22 protein-coding genes are annotated in these 18,884 nt (G+C 49.7%); all 22 read right to left on the reverse strand.

All coding sequences use genetic code 11. The features are described 5' to 3' along the window. Window positions 1-363: a response regulator gene (locus tag NNL21_RS04225; RefSeq protein ID WP_204816177.1), complete on the reverse strand. Its 363-nt coding sequence runs from the start codon at window positions 361-363 to the stop codon at window positions 1-3. Window positions 364-584: 221 nt separating this feature from the next. Then, a complete protein-coding gene (gene fliY, locus NNL21_RS04230; protein WP_204816178.1) occupies window positions 585-1,799 on the reverse strand; it encodes a flagellar motor switch phosphatase FliY in 1,215 nt (404 codons plus the stop codon). Beyond that, window positions 1,789-2,790 (reverse strand): flagellar motor switch protein FliM, encoded by a 1,002-nt coding sequence (fliM, locus tag NNL21_RS04235; protein WP_204816179.1) that lies wholly within the window; start codon window positions 2,788-2,790, stop codon window positions 1,789-1,791. Before fliM ends, fliY begins: the two co-directional genes overlap by 11 nt. A 35-nt stretch (window positions 2,791-2,825) precedes the next feature. Then, complete coding sequence (locus NNL21_RS04240) at window positions 2,826-3,317, reverse strand: flagellar basal body-associated FliL family protein (RefSeq protein ID WP_204816180.1); 492 nt, start codon at window positions 3,315-3,317, stop codon at window positions 2,826-2,828. Beyond that, window positions 3,314-3,541 carry a flagellar FlbD family protein gene (locus NNL21_RS04245; protein ID WP_204816181.1) on the reverse strand — a complete coding sequence of 76 codons (228 nt, stop codon included), beginning with the start codon at window positions 3,539-3,541 and terminating at the stop codon, window positions 3,314-3,316. The genes NNL21_RS04240 and NNL21_RS04245 overlap by 4 nt, the downstream gene beginning before the upstream one ends. A gap of 57 nt (window positions 3,542-3,598) precedes the next feature. Then, on the reverse strand, window positions 3,599-4,423 hold the full coding sequence (flgG, locus tag NNL21_RS04250) for a flagellar basal body rod protein FlgG (RefSeq protein ID WP_204816182.1): 825 nt from the start codon (window positions 4,421-4,423) through the stop codon (window positions 3,599-3,601). A gap of 264 nt (window positions 4,424-4,687) precedes the next feature. Next, window positions 4,688-5,071: a TIGR02530 family flagellar biosynthesis protein gene (locus tag NNL21_RS04255; RefSeq protein ID WP_256555044.1), complete on the reverse strand. Its 384-nt coding sequence runs from the start codon at window positions 5,069-5,071 to the stop codon at window positions 4,688-4,690. Continuing rightward, window positions 5,064-5,519, reverse strand: coding sequence for a flagellar hook capping FlgD N-terminal domain-containing protein (locus NNL21_RS04260; RefSeq protein WP_204816183.1), 456 nt, complete (start codon window positions 5,517-5,519; stop codon window positions 5,064-5,066). The genes NNL21_RS04255 and NNL21_RS04260 overlap by 8 nt, the downstream gene beginning before the upstream one ends. 47 nt (window positions 5,520-5,566) lie before the next feature. Beyond that, complete coding sequence (locus NNL21_RS04265; protein ID WP_204816184.1) at window positions 5,567-7,027, reverse strand: flagellar hook-length control protein FliK; 1,461 nt, start codon at window positions 7,025-7,027, stop codon at window positions 5,567-5,569. Between the two features lie 42 nt (window positions 7,028-7,069). Beyond that, a complete protein-coding gene (locus tag NNL21_RS04270) occupies window positions 7,070-7,972 on the reverse strand; it encodes a MotE family protein (RefSeq protein WP_204816185.1) in 903 nt (300 codons plus the stop codon). Between the two features lie 51 nt (window positions 7,973-8,023). Then, window positions 8,024-8,470, reverse strand: a complete 447-nt coding sequence (gene fliJ, locus NNL21_RS04275) for a flagellar export protein FliJ (RefSeq protein ID WP_204816186.1) — start codon at window positions 8,468-8,470, stop codon at window positions 8,024-8,026. Between the two features lie 8 nt (window positions 8,471-8,478). Next, window positions 8,479-9,804 (reverse strand): flagellar protein export ATPase FliI, encoded by a 1,326-nt coding sequence (gene fliI / locus NNL21_RS04280; protein ID WP_204816187.1) that lies wholly within the window; start codon window positions 9,802-9,804, stop codon window positions 8,479-8,481. Further along, window positions 9,791-10,615, reverse strand: coding sequence for a FliH/SctL family protein (locus NNL21_RS04285; protein ID WP_204816188.1), 825 nt, complete (start codon window positions 10,613-10,615; stop codon window positions 9,791-9,793). Before NNL21_RS04285 ends, fliI begins: the two co-directional genes overlap by 14 nt. Then, a complete protein-coding gene (gene fliG, locus NNL21_RS04290) occupies window positions 10,608-11,621 on the reverse strand; it encodes a flagellar motor switch protein FliG (RefSeq protein ID WP_204816189.1) in 1,014 nt (337 codons plus the stop codon). The genes NNL21_RS04285 and fliG overlap by 8 nt, the downstream gene beginning before the upstream one ends. 11 nt (window positions 11,622-11,632) lie before the next feature. After that, the gene (gene fliF, locus NNL21_RS04295) at window positions 11,633-13,201 is read right to left on the reverse strand and encodes a flagellar basal-body MS-ring/collar protein FliF (RefSeq protein ID WP_204816190.1); all 1,569 of its coding nucleotides are present in this window, start codon (window positions 13,199-13,201) and stop codon (window positions 11,633-11,635) included. Window positions 13,202-13,244: 43 nt separating this feature from the next. Next, window positions 13,245-13,550 carry a flagellar hook-basal body complex protein FliE gene (gene fliE / locus NNL21_RS04300; RefSeq protein ID WP_204816191.1) on the reverse strand — a complete coding sequence of 102 codons (306 nt, stop codon included), beginning with the start codon at window positions 13,548-13,550 and terminating at the stop codon, window positions 13,245-13,247. Between the two features lie 23 nt (window positions 13,551-13,573). Further along, on the reverse strand, window positions 13,574-14,023 hold the full coding sequence (gene flgC, locus NNL21_RS04305; protein WP_204816192.1) for a flagellar basal body rod protein FlgC: 450 nt from the start codon (window positions 14,021-14,023) through the stop codon (window positions 13,574-13,576). A gap of 3 nt (window positions 14,024-14,026) precedes the next feature. Next, window positions 14,027-14,437: a flagellar basal body rod protein FlgB gene (flgB, locus tag NNL21_RS04310; protein WP_204816193.1), complete on the reverse strand. Its 411-nt coding sequence runs from the start codon at window positions 14,435-14,437 to the stop codon at window positions 14,027-14,029. A 224-nt stretch (window positions 14,438-14,661) separates the two neighbouring features. Next, window positions 14,662-15,432 (reverse strand): GTP-sensing pleiotropic transcriptional regulator CodY, encoded by a 771-nt coding sequence (gene codY, locus NNL21_RS04315; protein WP_204816194.1) that lies wholly within the window; start codon window positions 15,430-15,432, stop codon window positions 14,662-14,664. A gap of 31 nt (window positions 15,433-15,463) precedes the next feature. After that, window positions 15,464-16,867 (reverse strand): ATP-dependent protease ATPase subunit HslU, encoded by a 1,404-nt coding sequence (gene hslU, locus NNL21_RS04320; RefSeq protein WP_204816195.1) that lies wholly within the window; start codon window positions 16,865-16,867, stop codon window positions 15,464-15,466. Window positions 16,868-16,896: 29 nt separating this feature from the next. Beyond that, window positions 16,897-17,442 carry an ATP-dependent protease subunit HslV gene (hslV, locus tag NNL21_RS04325; protein ID WP_204816196.1) on the reverse strand — a complete coding sequence of 182 codons (546 nt, stop codon included), beginning with the start codon at window positions 17,440-17,442 and terminating at the stop codon, window positions 16,897-16,899. Window positions 17,443-17,542: 100 nt separating this feature from the next. Continuing rightward, the gene (trmFO, locus tag NNL21_RS04330; RefSeq protein WP_204816766.1) at window positions 17,543-18,883 is read right to left on the reverse strand and encodes an FADH(2)-oxidizing methylenetetrahydrofolate--tRNA-(uracil(54)-C(5))-methyltransferase TrmFO; all 1,341 of its coding nucleotides are present in this window, start codon (window positions 18,881-18,883) and stop codon (window positions 17,543-17,545) included. Window position 18,884 lies beyond the last annotated feature (1 nt).

The following is an 18,884-nucleotide window of genomic DNA, read 5'->3' on the forward strand; positions in this document are numbered from 1 at the left end:
TTAACCGAGTGTTTTTTTGATGGCCTCGATAACGCGGTCGGCCTGGAATGGTTTGACGATGAAATCCTTCGCTCCAGCTTGAATCGCGTCGATAACCATTGCCTGTTGTCCCATAGCGGAACACATAATGACCTTAGCGTTACCATCAATTTTCTTAATCTCTTTGAGCGCGACGATACCGTCCATCTCAGGCATTGTAATGTCCATCGTCGTCAGATCCGGCTTGAGCTCCTTGTACTTCTCGATCGCTTGAGCGCCGTCCGATGCTTCCCCCACTACCTCGTACCCGTTCTTCGTCAAAATGTCGCGAATCATCATTCGCATGAAAGCTGCATCGTCTACGATCAATATGCGGTTTGCCATCGTTGTGTTCCTCCTAGATTCCTATCTAATGTGTTGTAGAGCCTAACTCCCCTGAACCAATGCCGCTTCAAAACTCGTTTTTCGAAGCTTGTGCTTACTCACTAAGCAAGCCCCCATGCAAGCATGAAACTTACAACGGAAGCGCTCGCTCAGTTTGCGCAGCTGTATCGCCAAGCCCGTACGGGAATGAACCGGTAGGGTGGAACCAGCATACGCGCGTTTTACTGCAGTTTTTGGATCCGATCCCACTGACTGACAATATCCGTAACCCGGACACCAAAGTTCTCATCGATAACAACAACCTCGCCTTTGGCGATTAATTTGTTATTGACCAGAATGTCGACCGGTTCCCCCGCCAGCTTGTCCAGCTCAATGATGGATCCTTGTGACAACTCAAGAATATCCTTAATTTGCTTTTGAGTTCTTCCTAATTCTACCGTGACCTTAAGCGGGATGTCGAGCAATAAATTAAGGTTTGATTCTTCTGCTTGAACGTAGGGCGCGCCTTGAAAATTCGCGAATTGCACGGGCTGCACATTAACGTTGCGATTCGGAAGTCCGCCGTATGTTTGCGGTCCGCTCGGGGCTGCCGCATACTGCTGCTGCATGGCTGGCGGATAGGGTGCCGGCGCTTGCTGGGCATGAGCCGGAACGGCCGCTTCCGCATATACCGGCGGCGCTGCCGGAGCGCTTGCAGCAGGAGCTTGCACACTTGGTGCCGGCGCTTCGATTGCGCTCGGTTCGGAAGTGCCGCCCATCAGCGTATCCACCATTTCTTTGGCGAATTTAATAGGCAGCAGCTGCATGATCGTAGAGTCAATCAGCTCCCCAATCCGCAAGCGGAAAGCGATTTTTATAAACTTATCGTCGGGCGGAAGGCTGTCGATGCCCTCACCGTTCGAAACATTCAGTATGTCAATGCCCGGTGGCGAAATGTTGACAAAACGGTTGAAAATCGTTGACATCGATGTTGCGGATGACCCCATCATCTGGTTCATCGCTTCCTGTACAGCACTGATATGAATATCGTTTAGTTCATCACTCAGCGCCTTGCCTTCTCCACCAAGCATCAAATCCGCGATCGTTTGGGCATCTGCGGTTCTGATTACGAGTGAATTAATGCCTTGGAATCCATCTACATAATGAACGGAGACAGCCACATGCGGCTTCGGAAACTCATTGTCAAGCTCGCTTCTTCTAATCAAAGATACTTCTGGAGTCGTAATGTCGACTTTCTTACCTAACAGGGTGGAAAGTGCCGTTGCTGCACTGCCGAATGTAATGTTACCGATCTCACCGAGTGCATCTTGTTCCATGGAGTTTAAATATGTATTCAGCTCCTCGGTCTTTCCTAACGACGGCATATCTGGCTCGTCGGAGGATTGACGCAGCAAGGCATCGATTTCTTCTTGCGACAAGTAGTCTTTACTCGTCATAATCTTCTTCAACTCCTTCGCTGACTACCTCATCGATCTGTATGGCCAATCGTTCCTTGACCGATCCAGGGCTGCCCTTGAATTTGAGCTTCTCCCCAAGTTTAATGTCCAAACCTTCTGTAATGGGTTTGTTGAGCGAAATGACGTCGCCAACAGCAAGCCCCAAAAATTCGCGGATCGATATACTGGACTGACCAAGCTCGGCAACTATCGGAAGCTTTGCCTTGCTAACGCGTTGTTTCAATACTTCCATTTCTTCAGGAGCACGCGTCTTCTTCTGCGATACGAACCAATGATGGACAGACAGACGCGGCATAATCGGCTCGATGACGACATGAGGTATACATAAATTAATCATCCCCGTCGTATCGCCAATCTTGGTACTGAGGGATATTAATGCGATCGTTTCATTCGGCGAGACGATCTGCATAAACTGCGGATTCGTCTCCAGCGAATCCAGCCGAGGCGAAATATCGATGACCGTCTTCCATGCCTCCTGCAAGCTCTCGAAGGTACGGCTGAAGATCCGCTCCATAATATTCGTTTCGATTTCAGTCAAGGCATTAATTTTCGAAGGCGCCATTCCTTGTCCGCCAAGCAAACGATCGAGCATGGCATAAGCGACGTTCGGATGAACTTCGAGCACCATCCGTCCTTCTAAGGGCTCCGCCTCGAAGATGTTCAGAATGGTCATCTTAGGGATGGAACGAATAAACTCATCATACGGCAGCTGTTCGACTTGAACGACGTTGATTTGGACGAACGTGCGAAGCTGCGCAGAGAAATAGGTTGTCAGATATCGCGCGAAGTTTTCGTGTATCCGGGTTAAGCTGCGGATATGATCCTTCGAGAACCGTACCGCGCGCTTGAACTCATAAGAGCGAATCTTTTTCTGCGTATCTTCTTTTTTCAGTTCTTCAGCATCCATCTCGCCGGATGATAAAGCAGCAAGCAAGGCGTCGATCTCATTCTGCGATAAAACATCAACCAATTATCTCACCCCCTTCGAAGGAATGCGGCATGTTCTTACATTTGTGCAATAATGATGTTCGTGATGTCAACATTGACCAGCTTACCTTCCGTTGTTTCCAGCAGCTTCTGGTTGATTAGATTCAAGAGCTTCGATTTCAATTCGTCTTTGCCCTTCGAACCGTTCAGCCCCTCAGGGGTCATATCACCCAGCGTACTGATGATGATTGGTTTAATGACAATATCTTTAATTTTGTCGAAGTCTTCCTTTGTCTTCTTGTTTTCCAGCTGGAAAGCGAAATCGACTTTGACAACGAATTCAGCGTCAATAAGATTCGTACTGATATCTTTAATCTCACTGGTTACACCAACGCGTTTATCCGCACTGATGCGCTCGGCTTGAACATTCTTCACGCTGTTTGCGGCTTTGGATTGCGGATCGCTGTTCTTATCATCACCCAGTATATTGTTCAAGAGGATGATGGCCACGATGGCAATCAACGTGATGGCGAGCAATATCGTAATTAACCAGGGTAACATCTTTTTCATGTTGAAGGTCCCTCCGTTTGTCCGCTCTTGATGGTCGCCACATTGACGCCGATCGAGCGAAGATAGTGCTGCATGGAGGAAATAACTTCCGCCGCTTTTTCCACAACTATTAGCTTTTTGCCCGTCGTCAACGTCAGCAGCGTATCTGGCGTCTCTTCGATTGTTTCGATGAGCAGCGCGTTGATATGCAAAGTGCTGCCGTTCAAACGCGTTACAGCAATCATGAGTTACCTCCTAAACCTTGCCGGGAGGCCGCTTAAGCCTCCCTGGCGGTTAATGGCCTATCGTTTCAGGTTAACGACTTCCTGCAGGATTTCATCGGAGGTCGTAATGATGCGGGAGTTGGCTTGGAAGCCGCGTTGTGCCACGATCATCTCCGTAAACTCGGATGTCAGGTCGACGTTGGACATCTCTAGCTGTCCGGAAATAATGGCGCCGGTGCCAGCTTCAGGATCGCCTGCTGTCGTGATTGCAACCTCACCATCGAGATTCGCATTCGGCGTTACACGGTAAAGGTTACCGCCTAGTTTCTCAAGGCCCGCCGGATTGACTACTTTAACGATACCAAGCATAATGCCTGTCGGCGCGCTAGTCCCATCAACGCCTACAGCGATGATTTGACCGTCTTGAGCGATAGAGAATGCTTTCACTTCCGCAGGATCAAGGACAATTGGGGCTCCGCCTGAATCAAGAACGAACAATCCGTCTCCATTCACAAGCTGTCCGGCAGCATCCAAAGTAAAGTTGCCTGCACGTGTCAGATACGGAACCTCGGCTCCGTCTCCAGACGAGACCGCGAAGAATCCGTCACCGTCAATACGAACATCCGTCGGGTTGTTCGTCGTCATCGCACTGCCTGGCGTATGCACGGTATCGATGGATGCAATTGCTACACCCAGACCGATCTGCTTCGCATTGACACCGCCTGTGGTCCCTTCTTCGGGACTGGTGACACCGGAAACCGTCTGGCTCAAAATATCCTTGAACATCACGCGTCCAGCTTTAAAGCCAACCGTATTGACGTTGGCAATGTTATTACCAATAACGTCGAGCTTCGTTTGAAACCCGCGCATACCCGAGACACCGGAATACATCGATCTTAACATGCGTTATTTGACCTCCTAAAAGTTTTGCGAAGCAAAACTCGCTTCGTAAGCATAGACCTAAAAGTTTTTGCGTGGCTTCGCCCGACTTGGTCGAGCAAAAACTCACTTCGTAAGCATCTGCTAAGTTTTTGCGTGGCTTCGCCCGACTGGGTCGAGCAAAAGCTCAATTCGTAAGCATCTGCTAAGTTTTGCGAAGCAAGACTCTATAAGAGCTGTATCAGTCGATCCACAGCTCATGGGCTTCCTCATCCGAGGTCCAGCCGATTAATTAACGATTACAGCACTATCAATTTGGGTGAACACATTCCCTTGCAGCGACTTACCGTCCATTGCCGTAACAACGGTTCTGCTGGGGATGTTTACAATCATCGCTACATCACGGTAGACAACAAGCGAGTCCTTCGCCCCCTTGGCGGCGGCTTGATCGATTGCATTCACGATTTCATTGATGGTTTCTGGTTTGAATGAAATTCCCCGCTGCTGCATGCGAAGCTCCGCGTGCTGGCTGAACTTGAGCACATTGCGGTTTAATACTTCTTTAAATGAAGCGGGGCTGCTTGAGCTGTCCGCTTGCGCCTGAACTTGTTTACGGAGCTGCGCATTCGCGCTGGTCAGACGAAGCTGGGCAATGGTCATCCGGTTATCCATCTGACTTCTCACCGCCTTCAGCGATCGACACGATCTTATCAAGCGGTATTTGACTATCGCCCACGATGGCATACTGTACGCTATCCTTGATAAGGATCGATTCGACTTGGCCGGAATAAGGAACCAGCTCGCCCGTTTCAGTGTAGTCGTACCAAGCGATGTCTTTACCGATCATGCTCGAGGCCATACCGAGATTCTGCCGGAGCATCGTCATTTCATTAGACATATTCATCAACTGCTCGACGGATGTAAACTGCGCCATCTGTGCGATAAAGTCGCTATCCTGCAAAGGCTGCATCGGGTCTTGATTACGCAGCTGGGTGACCAGGATGCGCAAGAAATCATCTTTACCGAGCGTTTCTTCTTTCTTTTTTGCAGCTGCCGTCTGTACATTGCTTTTATCGTAATACGGCCATACGTTACGCGTGGATACGCTATCTGACGCCATTACACGCTTCACCTCCATTCTTGCAACGGTGCTAAGAGCAGGCCGGGCTAAGCTCTTGCGTTAACGCCTCTTCCGAAACCGAGCGTTCGATCAACCGCTTGCTCGATAGCCAATTCTTCTTGTTCGGCATCTAATTGAACCCTGTCGAAGGAGGAATCATCCTTCGATTTATTACGCTTGGTCGCTTGTTGATCACGGTTGCTTGAGCCGCCCCGATCGTGAAACAGGTTCGCTTGATCCGCGTTCTGGTTCTGGGAAACCTCCAGCTTATCTACTTGCAGCCCTTGTGCTTGAAGTGCCGACCGAAGTTGAGTCATCTGATTCTCCAGCATGTCTCTCGCTGAAGCCGTATCAGTAAGGAACATCGCCGTCAATTGACCGTTATGAACCGTTATACGGACGTCTACTTGACCCAAGCGCTCCGGATACAAGGAGATCCGCGCTTCCGAGATCCCATTGGCGGACGATACTTGCAGCTGCTTCACGACTAAGCTCTCCATCGTCTCTGCGAATTGTTGAACTGGAACCGCATGAACAAGGGTTGGTTTCACCGGCTGCTGCCGTTGAACCTCTTGTGAGCCTACCGCTTGTTGAAGCACGGCTGTCGGTAAGGTTACCGGTTCCACCGTCAATTCGGCGCCAGCTTCGTCCTGGGTAGGAACGAGCGAAATGAGCCCTGCATGAAGAAGCTGATTACCCAATCGCTGTAAATGCGAGCTTGCGGCCGACTGTGAAGTCATTGAACGAACCAAGTCGGTTAATTGCGCCTCTGCCTCTGTCAGGTCGGCAGAAGGGATTGCTGCACCTTCCAGCACTTGTTTGACAGCCTGCAGCTGCTTACCGATCATGGCATTCTGCTCGATTCCGGCGGAAGAGCCCTTGCTCCCTTGCAGGAATGAACGAAGATCCGCCAGTGCGCCTTCCAAAGCTGACTTCATCGCTGCAAAATTTTCTCCCGACTGATCCAGTTTTACCCCGGTTTGCATCTGTACAGTCAGGTTCTCAATAACCGCTGCTGCTTGGGCCTTTAGCAGATCAGCCTTCACGACGGTAGCTTGAGCGAATGCAGCAGCTTCGGCAGCATCGCCTTGCAGCGACAAATCAGGTTGAACCATCGTTTGATCAAGCATAGGCTGCATCGCCGGTACGGCACCAAGATAGGCCAACAGATTATCGAGCTCGGCGATCGCGGTGTTCAGATCGGCTTCCGTCACATTCGTTTCAACGTCTTCACCACTCAGTTCTTCCACCTGTTTCATAAGTGCCTCGATAGCAGCTAGAAGATCGGCAGTTGTTACGCCCGCTCCGATAAGATTGGTCAACGCAGACGTTGCTGCAGACGTATTACCCGCGCTAGCTTGATCGGCTTGTCCAGCATTGCCGCTTACGCCGGTAATTGTTTGGCTCAATGCTTGGCCGAATGCTTGACCGTCTGCTCCTTTAGCCGCCTTACCGCCAGATGGAGCTTGTACGCCGGTAGCGGAAGCTTGGGAAATTGCCATTTGCATATATTTTCACCTCCTTTCCATACCAACCGATACACCGTCTACTTATTTGCCAGCCATTAATTTAGATACCAGCTGCGCTGTTATGCCCTTGTTAATCTCGGACATTTCTGCCAGAATCGCCGATCGCGACGTACTGTCAACCGCGTTCAAGATTCGCAGAACTTTACTCGGGCTGACGTCCGACATTTTAATCAACAGCTCGCCCGCGCTTTTCGCATTCATTTTTGCGAACGTATCTTTCAATTGTGCCGTATCTAATACCGATTGCGGCTGCGTTTGCGCCGACTCCTGCTTCTTGATCCGCGCTTGAAGCGCTGCGATCTGACGATCCTTTGCCGATGTAGCGTCCTTCAGCATAACGGTTGCGTCCGCAGCTTTCTTCGGCGTCATCTTCTCCAGGATGCGTACCCGGTCATCAGGACGCATGGCATCCAATACAAGCACCGCTTCCGCGAGTTCCATGCTTTCGAGTATCGGCGCCGCTTTGCTAGGCGTAATCTTGGCGTACATACCCGCAAGCTCGCCTATTTTCGTCTGGTATTGATCGTCTTCAAGCTGCTGCTCGCTATTGACTCGCTTAAGCTGATCCACCTGTCCCTGCAGGTCTTTGATTTGCTGCTCCTGCCGTGCACGCTCATCCGTCGCCTTTTTCAAATCAGCTTCCTTCGCGGTCAGCTGTGCTGTTAGCTGGGCTACTTTAGCCGACGTATTCTCGCTTTTCAGCTTTTCTTCGTCGAGTGATAGCTCGGGCGATGCCGGATCCGGCAGAATCTGCTCCAGAAAAGGAATCGAGTTGCCGACGCTCAGCAGTTTATTGCGTAAATCAAAGTCAAATAGCGTCAAAAGCACGCCAAGCAGGATGAGCGTAAATAAGATTGGCGTCACGAAAAACATAAATCGTTCAAATCCGCTATAGCCTTGCTTTTCCATTTCTAAGTCCGCCATGATTATCCCCTCCTCGGGCAGCTTCACCCGATTCGTCAAACCTAATTTCTTTTACCGTGCCGGAGCGACGAAACGAACAGTTGCCATTTCATCCAGCTCATTCTGTTCCTTCGCCAGCGCGACGAAGCGGAATCGGTCCCGAGCATGATCCTTCGCTTTCAACCAGACCTTCTCATCCATCATCCGGTCCGTTAAGTGAGATCTGCTGGACTCGACTTCCTGCTTCGCCAGCCTTACATCGGAACGTTTCTGCGCAATGCTGCTCTCGATAAATTCCAAATACAGCTGTACGACGCGAATGCTTGAAAGCGAGACAACCTTCTCAGAGGCTTCCTGAAGCTTCTCCAGCCAATCGGATCGTTCCTTCAACAAATTTTCCAGCGTCATCTCTTCGGCATTCAACTTGCTTACCGCCGAGGATAGCAGCCATTCGGCTTGCGTCTTCTCGCTGGACTTCAAATCTACGATTTTTTGATAGGTATACTGAAACTTGGCCACGAGTGGAATCAACTCCAATGAAAATCGTTAACGAGCTTTTCTTGCGCTTCCTGATAATCAACCTTTTCTGACGTCTTTTGCCTTGTAAATGCTCGAATATGATCGATTTGTTCGATAGCGCGATCAATTTCTGTATTTGAACCCCGTTGATACGCCCCTATATTTATCAAGTCTTCCGAATCTTTATAAATAGCAAGCAATCGTTTCAATTCGTTAGCCGCATCCTGCTGTTCTTCGGAAACAATTTCTTTCATAACCCGGCTAACCGAAGAAAGAACATCAATCGCTGGAAAATGGCCTTTGTGCGCTAAATCGCGACTAAGCACAATATGTCCGTCCAAGATTCCGCGAACGGCGTCCGCGATGGGCTCGTTCATATCGTCTCCGTCGACGAGCACCGTGTAGAATGCGGTGATGGAGCCTCTGAGCCCCGTGCCTGCTCGCTCGAGCAGCTTGGGCAAATTGGCGAATACAGATGGTGTGTAGCCTCGTGTAGCCGGCGGCTCTCCAATCGCGAGTCCTACTTCGCGGAGTGCCATGGCGTACCTCGTTACCGAGTCCATCATGAGCATGACATTCAAGCCGCGATCACGAAAATATTCAGCAATCGTCGTGGCGATCAGGGCACCCTTCATTCGGATAAGAGCCGGCTGATCGGATGTTGCGACGATCACAACGGAACGGGCAAGTCCTTCCGGACCGAGATCCTTCTCGATGAATTCGAGAACTTCGCGTCCCCGTTCACCAATGAGTGCGATCACATTCACATCGGCTGATGTGTTCCGGGCCACCATGCCAAGCAGTGTACTCTTGCCGACGCCAGAGCCTGCAAAGATGCCGACGCGTTGGCCTTGACCGACTGTGAGCAGACCGTCTATGGCACGTACGCCTATGCTTAACGGCTCCGTAACCCTAGGTCTCATCAGTGGATTGCTCGGTGCGCTTTGAGTTGAATAGTGCGGCATGCGGCTTGGAATGAAGGAACCGTCCAACGGTTGGCCAAGCCCATCAAGCACTTTACCGAGCAGCTCGGATCCGACCTGTACCGTGAGCGGTTTGCCTGTCCCGACAACGTCGCATCCCGGACCGATCGAGGTCAGCTCGCCAAGAGGCATTAGTATGACTTTGTTATTTCGAAATCCGACAACTTCCGCCTTTAACGGCTTGGACGCTTTTACCGGATAGATATAGCAAAGGTCTCCAATGCTGGCATCCGGTCCTTCGGATTCGACGGTCAATCCGATGACCTGCGTCACTTTTCCGTTCACACGAACGGGATCGATCGGGCGAAGATGCTCGATATATTTTTGAGCATCCAGCTTATTGACTGTCATCGGTTTTCCCTCGCTCTTCAGCTTGCAGCGCTAGTTGAATCAGTTCCCGTTTGATTTCGGAGAGCTGTGTGTCAATTCGAGCATCAATGCTCCCGAAGACCGAGCGGATGACACAACCGCTATCCTTGACGGACACATCGGGTACGATCTGCAGTTCAGCCTGTGAATCGATCGCGAGGCTTAGTTCCTCTCGGGCTGCCTGTACGAATGTTAGCTGCTGAGGAGCGACGCATAGTGTAATGACACCCTGCTCGCGTCTGCGTTCAAGCGATTTGCGTATCAGATCAAGCGACCACTCTGGTGAAACATTCAGCTGCTTGCCAATTATTTTCTCAGCTATTGCGGCACTGAGCTCAACCAGAAACGGTTCCGCTTCTTGGATGATTTGTTCTTTCGTTTGATAGGCCGAATCGAGAATCGCTTTGGCTTCGGTTAACGCCGATTCCCATTGCTGCCATACTTCCTGCTCGGATTCGGTCTTTCCTTCCGTATATCCCTGCTGGTAGCCTTCGCTTCGGATTTGCTCGAAATGCTGCAGATCCTGCTCGCGACGCTCCTGCCACCATAGATTGATTTGCTCGTTCGCATCTGCGATCATCGCTTCGATCTGCTGACCGGTTTCTTCTAATCGCTGTTTAGCGACCAGCTCGGCGTCATTCAGTATCTGCTGCTGCAGCGAAATCGTCTCTTCATCCGGGCCGGCAGGCTCCGGTTCAGGCGCTGCGGTTTGAAAAGCGTGCTGGTTATACCATTCCAGCCGTTTCAAATCCTGTGCAGAGATTACTTCAGAAGACTTGTACAGTCTAGACAATGATATCGTCACCTCCACCACGTGCGATAATGATCTCTCCAGACTCTTCGAGTCTGCGGATCGTCGCTACGATGCGTGTCTGAGCTTCCTCAACATCACGCAGGCGGACAGGTCCCATGTATTCCATTTCTTCCTTGAAGGTCTCTGCCATCCGTTTGGACATATTGCGGAAGATCGCTTCTCGGACTTCTTCGCTTGCCACCTTAAGCGCAAGCTGCAAATCGGCATTCTCGATATCGCGGATAATGCGCTGTATGGAACGGTTGTCGATGTTGACGATATCTTCGAAAACGAACATCCGTTTCTTGATTTCTTCGGCCAATTCAGGATCCTGAATTTCCAAAGCGTCGAGGATCGTACGTTCGGTTCCACGGTCAACACCATTTAATATTTGAACAATTGATTCAATACCACCCGCACTGGTGTAATCTTGAGTAACGGTAGCAGAAAGCTTCTGTTCAAGTATACGTTCTACCTGTGAAATAACTTCAGGTGACGTGCTATCCATCAGTGCAACACGACGAGCGACATCCGCCTGCTTTTCCTGTGGCAGGGAAGATAAGATTTGAGCGGATTGCTCGGCTTGCAAGTAAGATAGCACGAGTGCAATCGTTTGTGAGTTCTCATTCTGGATAAAGTTCAGAATCTGACTGGCATCCGCTTTGCGGGCAAAGTCGAATGGACGCACTTGTAAGGTAGCTGTCAAGCGGTTGATGACTTCAACTGCTTTCTGCTCACCGAGTGCTTTCTCCAAAATTTCTTTAGCGTAAGCTATACCGCCCTGCGAAATATATTCTTGGGCGAGACATATTTGATGGAATTCGCTTAAAATCATTTCCTTGTCGGTGTTTTCCACTTTACGCACATTGGCGATCTCAAGCGTCAATTGCTCGATTTCTTCTTCTCTCAAATGTTTGAAGATTTGAGCGGAAACTTCGGGACCAAGCGAAATCAACAATATGGCTGCTTTCTGACGTCCGCTGTAACCTTGAGCACCTTTTGCCATTCGCTTCTCCTCTATTCATCGACAAGCCATGTGCGAAGAAGATTAACGAATTCTTCTGGCTTGCGTTTAGCTAGTGTTTCGAGCTGTTTACGCACTTGGCTTTCGTTATTTGCACTGTCGAGGTCGATCGTCGGATATTCCAGTTTTCCTGGTACGGCAAGCTCTTCCTCTTGTTTCGCTTGTTTGCGTCTGCGAAGCACGACAAAACCGAGGCCGCCGATCAGAGCGAGTGCCGCAAGTCCGATTCCGATTAGCCATGGAGTGGACAATCCTGAAACTGCGGTTGCTCCGCTTCCTTCTGCGAAAGTTTGCGCGATGATCGCAACTTTTTTGGCTACTGCTGCGTCATCATTAACATTCTGGCCTGATTCGACTAACTGCGAACGTACGAGAGAAGTCAAGTAAGCGTTAATGTCATTCTTAGCTTCATCGCTTAACCTGGACTTTTCGACCGCGACGCTAATGGACAAATCTTTAATGACATATGGACCGGATTGAATCTGGTTCTTGATTCGATTTACGTCATAATTCGTAGTACGCGAATTCTCTTCGGTATTCGTGTTACCGCTGCCGTCTGCTGCCTGATAGCCAGGCACGTCCGTCTCGCCGGTTCCCACTACACCGCCAGCGCCGCTCGAACCGGTTGCGGTTTTGGAATTCGTCTGTTCGCTGATGATAATACCGTTGTTGTTGTTGTCGGTGAGGGGTGCTACTAAGTTCTCGTCAGTCACTTTCTTGTCAAAATTAATGGCGCTTGAGACGCTGACGACCAAGTTGTTCATGCCGACCATCGGGCTTAGAAACTGTTGAATATTCCGTTTCAGGTCGTTTTCGTATTTGCGTTGGATTTGAAAATGCGTTTCTAACGCCATTGCGCTGCCGGCACCGTTACCGCCGACTTCGTTCGAAGCGATGAGCTCGCCTTCCGCGCTAGAAATGGTAATATTGTCCACGCTCAGCTTAGGAACGGCCGTCTTAACTAGGTTGTAATACCCATCTACTTCTTTTTGCGTAGGCCGATATCCCGGTTTGAACGTAATCATGATCGAGGCAGAAGCTTGTTCTTGCTCCTCTGTGGATAGAAAGACGCTTTCTTCAGGCAGTGTAACAAGAACGTTAGATTTTTGTACGCCCTGCATACCGTTCAGCAATTGTTGAATTTCACCGTTGAGCGCACTGCGGTATTTAACATCGAATTCCCGGTCGGTTGCGCCAAAGGGCGATGAACCTTCATTGAAGACTGAAAATCCCATTGAACCATTCTGGACAAGGCCTTGTGATCCAGCTTCGACCTTTGCTTTGGCGGCGTCCGCAGCCGGGACCGATATGCTCGTGCCCGCTTCCGATAACTTGTAAGGAATTCCACTGCTATCCAGGTAACCCATGACTGCTGCAGCATCGGTACTATCCAAATCGCGAAACGCTAGTTCGTATTCCGTTTTGGAGAAGATTACTGTTAGCAAGATGACAGACAATAGTAATACGCCTGCCGTTGCCGCAAGCCATATTCTTTGTTTCTTTCCTACTCCGCTCCAATACTGAGATAATCTTCCTCTGTATTGGTTTAATTTCTCGTTCACGATTTCACCTCACTTTATAGCTTTGCTGTGTCTAGGAGTATAATTACAGCTGCATCCGCATGATTTCATGATACGCATCGATCACTTTGTTGCGGATTTGTGAGGTTAACTGCAGACTCAGTTGTGCTTGCTCAGAGGCGATCATAACCTTCGTAACGTCAACCTGCCCTAGAAAAAATTGATCGGTCAGCGCATGTACGTTTTTTTCTTGGGCATCAACACTGTTCAGCGCCTTATTTAAATAATCGCCGAAACTTTGTGTCAATTCCGCTGGCGTTTTGTCGGCAGGCTTTCCTAGTTCAATGGACCGTAACGCCTGTACCGGATTTATCGTGGTTTGCTGTATCACTCGTATCCCTCCGCGTAAGTTAACTACCTTCCGATCTCAAGCGCCTTTACAAACATGGCTTTGGTCGCATTCAAGGCTGTTACATTAGCCTCATACGACCGTGTAGCAGATATCATATCCACCATTTCTTTCATGACGTCAACATTAGGTAATTTGACATAGCCTGCTTCATCCGCATCCGGGTGTGTGGGGTTATAGAGCAGCTTGGATGGCGAGCTATCTTCGATAATCCGCGTCGCTTTTACGCCGGAGGCTCTCTCTGAACCGTTGATTTGATTGTTTAGAACGTCAGAAAAAGAAGGCTGCATCGGTTCGATGACAACCATCTTCCGTTTGTAAGGTTCATATTTTCCATCAACGAATTTGGCTCGAGTCGTATCGGCGTTGGCAATGTTGGATGAGATGACATCCATTCTGAGACGCTGTGCCGTCAAAGCCGATGCGCTGACATTAAATCCGTTTGTAAGCTTCACTATTTAAGCTCTCCCTTCTATCGCTGTGCGCATCATTTTCATCTCATGATTGACCTGTTGGATGTAATAATTGTAAGTCAATTGATTCTTGGCAAGAAGCGTCATTTCTCGCTCAATATCGACATTGTTCGAGTTGTTATTCATGACTGTATTTTCATCCGTAACGATCTCCGCCCCTGGAACCGATCCGGACTGTCCGATAACGAAATGTCTAGTATCCGTTCGTTTTCCATTGATTTGGGAAGCATTATTTCCCATTTGCTGTTCCAAAAGCTGTTCAAAAATGACTTCAGACCGCTTGAAATTCGGCGTGTCGACGTTAGCCACATTGTTAGATGCGACCTTCTGACGCAACTCCGCAGCACTGATGGCTCCCTCCAGTCGTTTAAATACCGGGCCATTCAGCAGGTTCATTGAAATCCCCACCTTCGTTCTTGATCCATCTAGTTATTCAACAGAATTTTCCTCATTCCTTCTTTGTTCGACAAAAGATTATTAAAAAAATGAGAGAACTGTGTCGAAATTCACTTAGTTTTATAATCCGCAACTTACTAATATATTACAATAAGAAAAAAGCCCTATCTTTTGGTCAGATAGGACTAGTAAAGAGGAAAATGGTACTGTTTTTGTATCATTTATTAAATTTTTTTCTTATTAAGCTCCATAATCAGCTGTGAATTTAAAATTTTGATATATGTCCCCTTCATGCCCAGAGAACGTGTTTCGATGACTCCCGCACTCTCAAGTTTGCGGAGCGCATTCACGATGACGGACCTCGTAATCCCGACACGATCGGCAATTTTCGAAGCAATCAATAAACCTTCCTTACCATCCAGCTCATCAAAGATATGCTCAACCGCTTCCTGCTCGCTGAAAGAGAGTGATCCTACCGCAACGGCCACTACAGCGCGGCTTCTCGCTTCCTGCTCGATCTCATCCGTACGTTCCCGCAGGATCTCCATCCCGACGATTGTAGAGCCGTATTCGGCCAAAATGAGATCATCGTCACCAAACGGATCCTCGCTGCGAAGAAGGACTAAAGTCCCTAATCGGTCTCGGCCTCCGACGATCGGCACGACCGTCATCATTTCTTGTTCGGCCATCGACGGAAACGCATCATGAATGCCTGAATCAGGCTTCACATTGGTAACCGTTTCCTGCATGTTCATAAAACGTTCATTGCATTCCACCGAAAAGCGCAGTTCGTCACCGGACATAGCCCGGAGCTGTTCATGCTGAAAAGGGCCTACGGCTGCACAACCAAGCACCTTTCCCCGACGGCTGACGACAAAGATATCCGCTTGTATCGTTGTGCACAGCACCTCCGCCATATCCCTAAAATTGAGCGCTCCCCCGGCTGCACGCTGCAGCAGCCGATTAAGCGTTCTTGTCTTTGCAAGTAAAATCATTTTTAAGCCTCCTACTTTCCACTCCATACCTCTACAAGATATATTGACTTAAATCTCGGTTCTTAGCAATATTGCCGAGTTTATCCCTAACATATTCCGGTGTGATCGTCATCCGTTCAAGCGATAATTCCGGTGCTTCAAACGATAAATCCTCAAGCAGCTTTTCCAAAATGGTATGGAGACGTCTAGCTCCGATATTTTCGGTGTTTTTGTTCACATCAGCTGCTATAGAAGCGAGCTCGCGTATCGCGTCCTCGGTAAAGTCGATTTCAATGCCTTCTGTCTCCAGCAGTGCCGTATATTGCTTCGTCAGCGCGTTTTTCGGTTCCGTTAATATTTTGACAAAGTCGTCTAAACTGAGATTCGTCAATTCGACCCGAATTGGAAACCTGCCCTGCAGCTCCGGAATCAGGTCGGACGGCTTTGCCACATGGAACGCTCCCGCGGCAATAAACAAGGTGTAGTCTGTTTTGACAGGACCGTATTTGGTCATGACAACCGAGCCTTCCACAATCGGAAGAATATCGCGCTGTACGCCCTCACGCGAAACATCAGGTCCAGAGCCGCGCGAAGGACTCGCGATCTTGTCGATTTCGTCGATGAAGATAATGCCCGATTGTTCAGCGCGGCTGACAGACTCCGATATGACATCGTCCATATCGATTAGTTTATTCGCTTCCTCCTGCGTCAGCACCTTGCGCGCTTCTTTCACGGGAAGCTTGCGCTTCTTCGCACGTTTTGGCATCAGTTGGCCGAACATCTCCTGCATGTTCATCCCCATGCCCATTCCTTCGCCGCCTTGACCCGATAACATATCCAGCATGTTCGGCGAAGTATCCTCAACCTCAATCTCGATCAAGTCCTGCTCCAGCTTACCGGTTTCAAGCTGCTCCTTGACCTGCTTCCGGCGATCGACGATAGAAGCATCCGGTTCCGGCTCTTCCTCTGCCTCTTTCGTGTTTTGGCCGCCAAACAGCATTTCCAACGGATTTTTACCTGTTTTGGGTTTAGCAGCTGACGGTACCAGAATCGCAACAATGCGATCATTCGCCATTTTCTCGGCTTTATCCTTTACCTTCTCGGTCCGTTCAGCCTTGACCATCCGGATCGCAGTCTCCACCAAATCCCTTACCATCGATTCAACATCACGGCCGACATAGCCGACTTCTGTAAATTTCGTCGCTTCCACTTTTACGAAAGGCGCATTGACCAGCTTGGCAAGACGGCGGGCAATTTCGGTTTTTCCGACACCGGTCGGTCCGATCATGAGAATGTTCTTCGGTACGATCTCGTCCCGCAGCGTCTCATCTAAACGGCTTCGGCGGTAACGATTGCGAAGCGCAATCGCTACCGAGCGCTTCGCTTGCTTCTGGCCTACGATATATTTATCCAATTCCGTGACGATCTGCCGCGGTGTCAAATCTTCATTCTTCATCGTATATCCCTCCACTCATGTAAGAGACGTTATTCAATTTCTTCCACAATGATGTTGTGGTTGGTAAACACGCAAATATCGGCAGCGATTTCAAGCGACGACCTTGCCATTTCTTTTGCTTCCAAACCGGTAGCATGCTGTTTCAGCGCCCTTGCCGCGGCCAATGCGAAGCTGCCGCCAGAGCCGATCGCAAGCACGCCGTCATCCGGCTCGATAATTTCGCCGCCCCCTGAGATAAGCAGCATTCCACTGCTATCCATAACGATCATCATGGCTTCCAGCTTGCGGAGAACGCGGTCTGAACGCCAGTCCTTAGCCAGCTCGACTGCGGCACGCTGCAAATTGCCGTGATGCTCCTCCAGCTTGTTTTCAAACTTCTCGAACAAGGATATCGCATCAGCTACCGAGCCCGCAAAGCCAGCTACGACTTGCCCCCGATATAACCGGCGAACCTTCTTGGCTTGATGCTTCATCACCATACTATTGCCGAAGGTCACTTGACCGTCACCTGCGATCGCCCCCTTGCCATTATGGCGGATGGCACAAATCGTCGTGGCGTGAAATTGCATTTCCATGAACGCGTCCTCCTTCATATCCTTCATACGTTGCTATGTAAAAAAGGAAACAGCGGCCGTATATCTAATGCCGCCGCACCTGTTGTGTCCTTAACTAGCGTTACTTGGTCGTGGAATCCAGCACCGCACCGTATTCCGCACGGAATCGGTCCAATTGATCCAACGAGCGGTTTGCAATCGCCTCATTCTTGTCCTTCTTGCTCCGAAAGCGGTTCTCGAAAGGCGGGAACAAACCGAAGTTTGCATTCATCGGTTGGAAATGCTTGAAATCTGCGGTCGTAATATACTGCGCCATACTCCCAAGCGTCGTGTCAGGCGGAAAGATGAGCGGATCAAGCCCACGAGCGAGTCTACCTGCATTCATCCCCGCAATTAATCCAGATGCCGCAGACTCCACGTACCCTTCCACGCCAGTCATCTGCCCGGCAAAGAATAGCGTATCGCGATTAGCGGACTGATAGGTTGATTTAAGCAGCTTCGGTGAATTGATGAACGTATTGCGGTGCATAACGCCATAACGGACAAACTCCGCTTGTTCCAGGCCCGGGATGAGGGAAAACACCCGTTTCTGCTCGCCCCATTTGAGATGAGTCTGGAAGCCCACGAGATTGTACAAGGTTCCGGCAGCGTTATCCTGTCGTAGCTGGACAACGGCATAAGGCAGCTTGCCGGTATGCGGATTAATCAGCCCTACTGGTTTCATCGGTCCGAACAAGGCCGTTTGTTTGCCGCGCTGCATCATAACCTCGATTGGCATACAGCCCTCGAAGTATTGTTCCTTCTCGAAATCCTTCATGGCCGCTGTCTCTGCCGTAATGATGGCGTCATAGAAAATATTAAATTCCTCTTCGGTCATCGGGCAGTTCAAATAAGCGGCCTCTCCCTTGTCATAGCGGGATGCAAGATAGACCTTATTCATATCGATCGAGTCTTTCTCTACGATCGGTGCCGCCGCATCATAGAAGTAGAAATACTCCTGGCCTAGCAGTGACTGGATCTGCTGGGAAAGCCTCGGTGCAGTCAATGGACCTGTTGCAATAATGACAATGCCGTCCTCCGGAATGTCGGTAACTTCCTCGCACCGGATCTCTACAAGCGGGTGTTCCTTCAGCAAACGAGTTACATCGCCAGAAAAGCCATCACGATCGACGGCTAAGGCTCCTCCCGCCGGCACAGCGTTGCGGTCCGCGCAATCCAGGATAATGGAATTCAACCTTCTCATCTCTTCTTTCAAGACACCTACTGCGTTCGTCAGGCCATTGGCCCGGAGGCTGTTGCTGCATACGAGCTCAGCGAATTGATTCGTATGATGCGCAGGTGTTTTGGTCTCAGGGCGCATCTCGTATAATGTTACGGGCACACCCTGCGACGCGATTTGCCATGCCGCCTCACTGCCGGCCAAGCCGGCGCCGATAACGGTCACTCGTTGTTGATCGGACAAT

This window comes from Paenibacillus mendelii (genome assembly GCF_024498075.1).
GTDB classification, from domain to species: Bacteria; Bacillota; Bacilli; order Paenibacillales; family Paenibacillaceae; genus Paenibacillus_Z; species Paenibacillus_Z mendelii.

Excerpts from the sequence above, each read along its gene's own strand:
- NNL21_RS04225 (WP_204816177.1), bottom strand. The coding sequence starts at position 363 with ATGGCAAACCGCATATTGATCGTAGACGATGCAGCTTTCATGCGAATG.
- fliY (WP_204816178.1), bottom strand. The coding sequence starts at position 1,799 with ATGACGAGTAAAGACTACTTGTCGCAAGAAGAAATCGATGCCTTGCTG.
- NNL21_RS04240 (WP_204816180.1), bottom strand. The coding sequence starts at position 3,317 with ATGAAAAAGATGTTACCCTGGTTAATTACGATATTGCTCGCCATCACG.
- NNL21_RS04245 (WP_204816181.1), bottom strand. The coding sequence starts at position 3,541 with ATGATTGCTGTAACGCGTTTGAACGGCAGCACTTTGCATATCAACGCG.
- flgG (WP_204816182.1), bottom strand. The coding sequence starts at position 4,423 with ATGTTAAGATCGATGTATTCCGGTGTCTCGGGTATGCGCGGGTTTCAA.
- NNL21_RS04255 (WP_256555044.1), bottom strand. The coding sequence starts at position 5,071 with ATGGATAACCGGATGACCATTGCCCAGCTTCGTCTGACCAGCGCGAAT.
- NNL21_RS04260 (WP_204816183.1), bottom strand. The coding sequence starts at position 5,519 with ATGGCGTCAGATAGCGTATCCACGCGTAACGTATGGCCGTATTACGAT.
- NNL21_RS04265 (WP_204816184.1), bottom strand. The coding sequence starts at position 7,027 with ATGCAAATGGCAATTTCCCAAGCTTCCGCTACCGGCGTACAAGCTCCA.
- NNL21_RS04270 (WP_204816185.1), bottom strand. The coding sequence starts at position 7,972 with ATGGCGGACTTAGAAATGGAAAAGCAAGGCTATAGCGGATTTGAACGA.
- fliI (WP_204816187.1), bottom strand. The coding sequence starts at position 9,804 with ATGACAGTCAATAAGCTGGATGCTCAAAAATATATCGAGCATCTTCGC.
- fliG (WP_204816189.1), bottom strand. The coding sequence starts at position 11,621 with ATGGCAAAAGGTGCTCAAGGTTACAGCGGACGTCAGAAAGCAGCCATA.
- flgB (WP_204816193.1), bottom strand. The coding sequence starts at position 14,437 with ATGAACCTGCTGAATGGCCCGGTATTTAAACGACTGGAGGGAGCCATC.
- codY (WP_204816194.1), bottom strand. The coding sequence starts at position 15,432 with ATGATTTTACTTGCAAAGACAAGAACGCTTAATCGGCTGCTGCAGCGT.
- hslU (WP_204816195.1), bottom strand. The coding sequence starts at position 16,867 with ATGAAGAATGAAGATTTGACACCGCGGCAGATCGTCACGGAATTGGAT.
- hslV (WP_204816196.1), bottom strand. The coding sequence starts at position 17,442 with ATGGAAATGCAATTTCACGCCACGACGATTTGTGCCATCCGCCATAAT.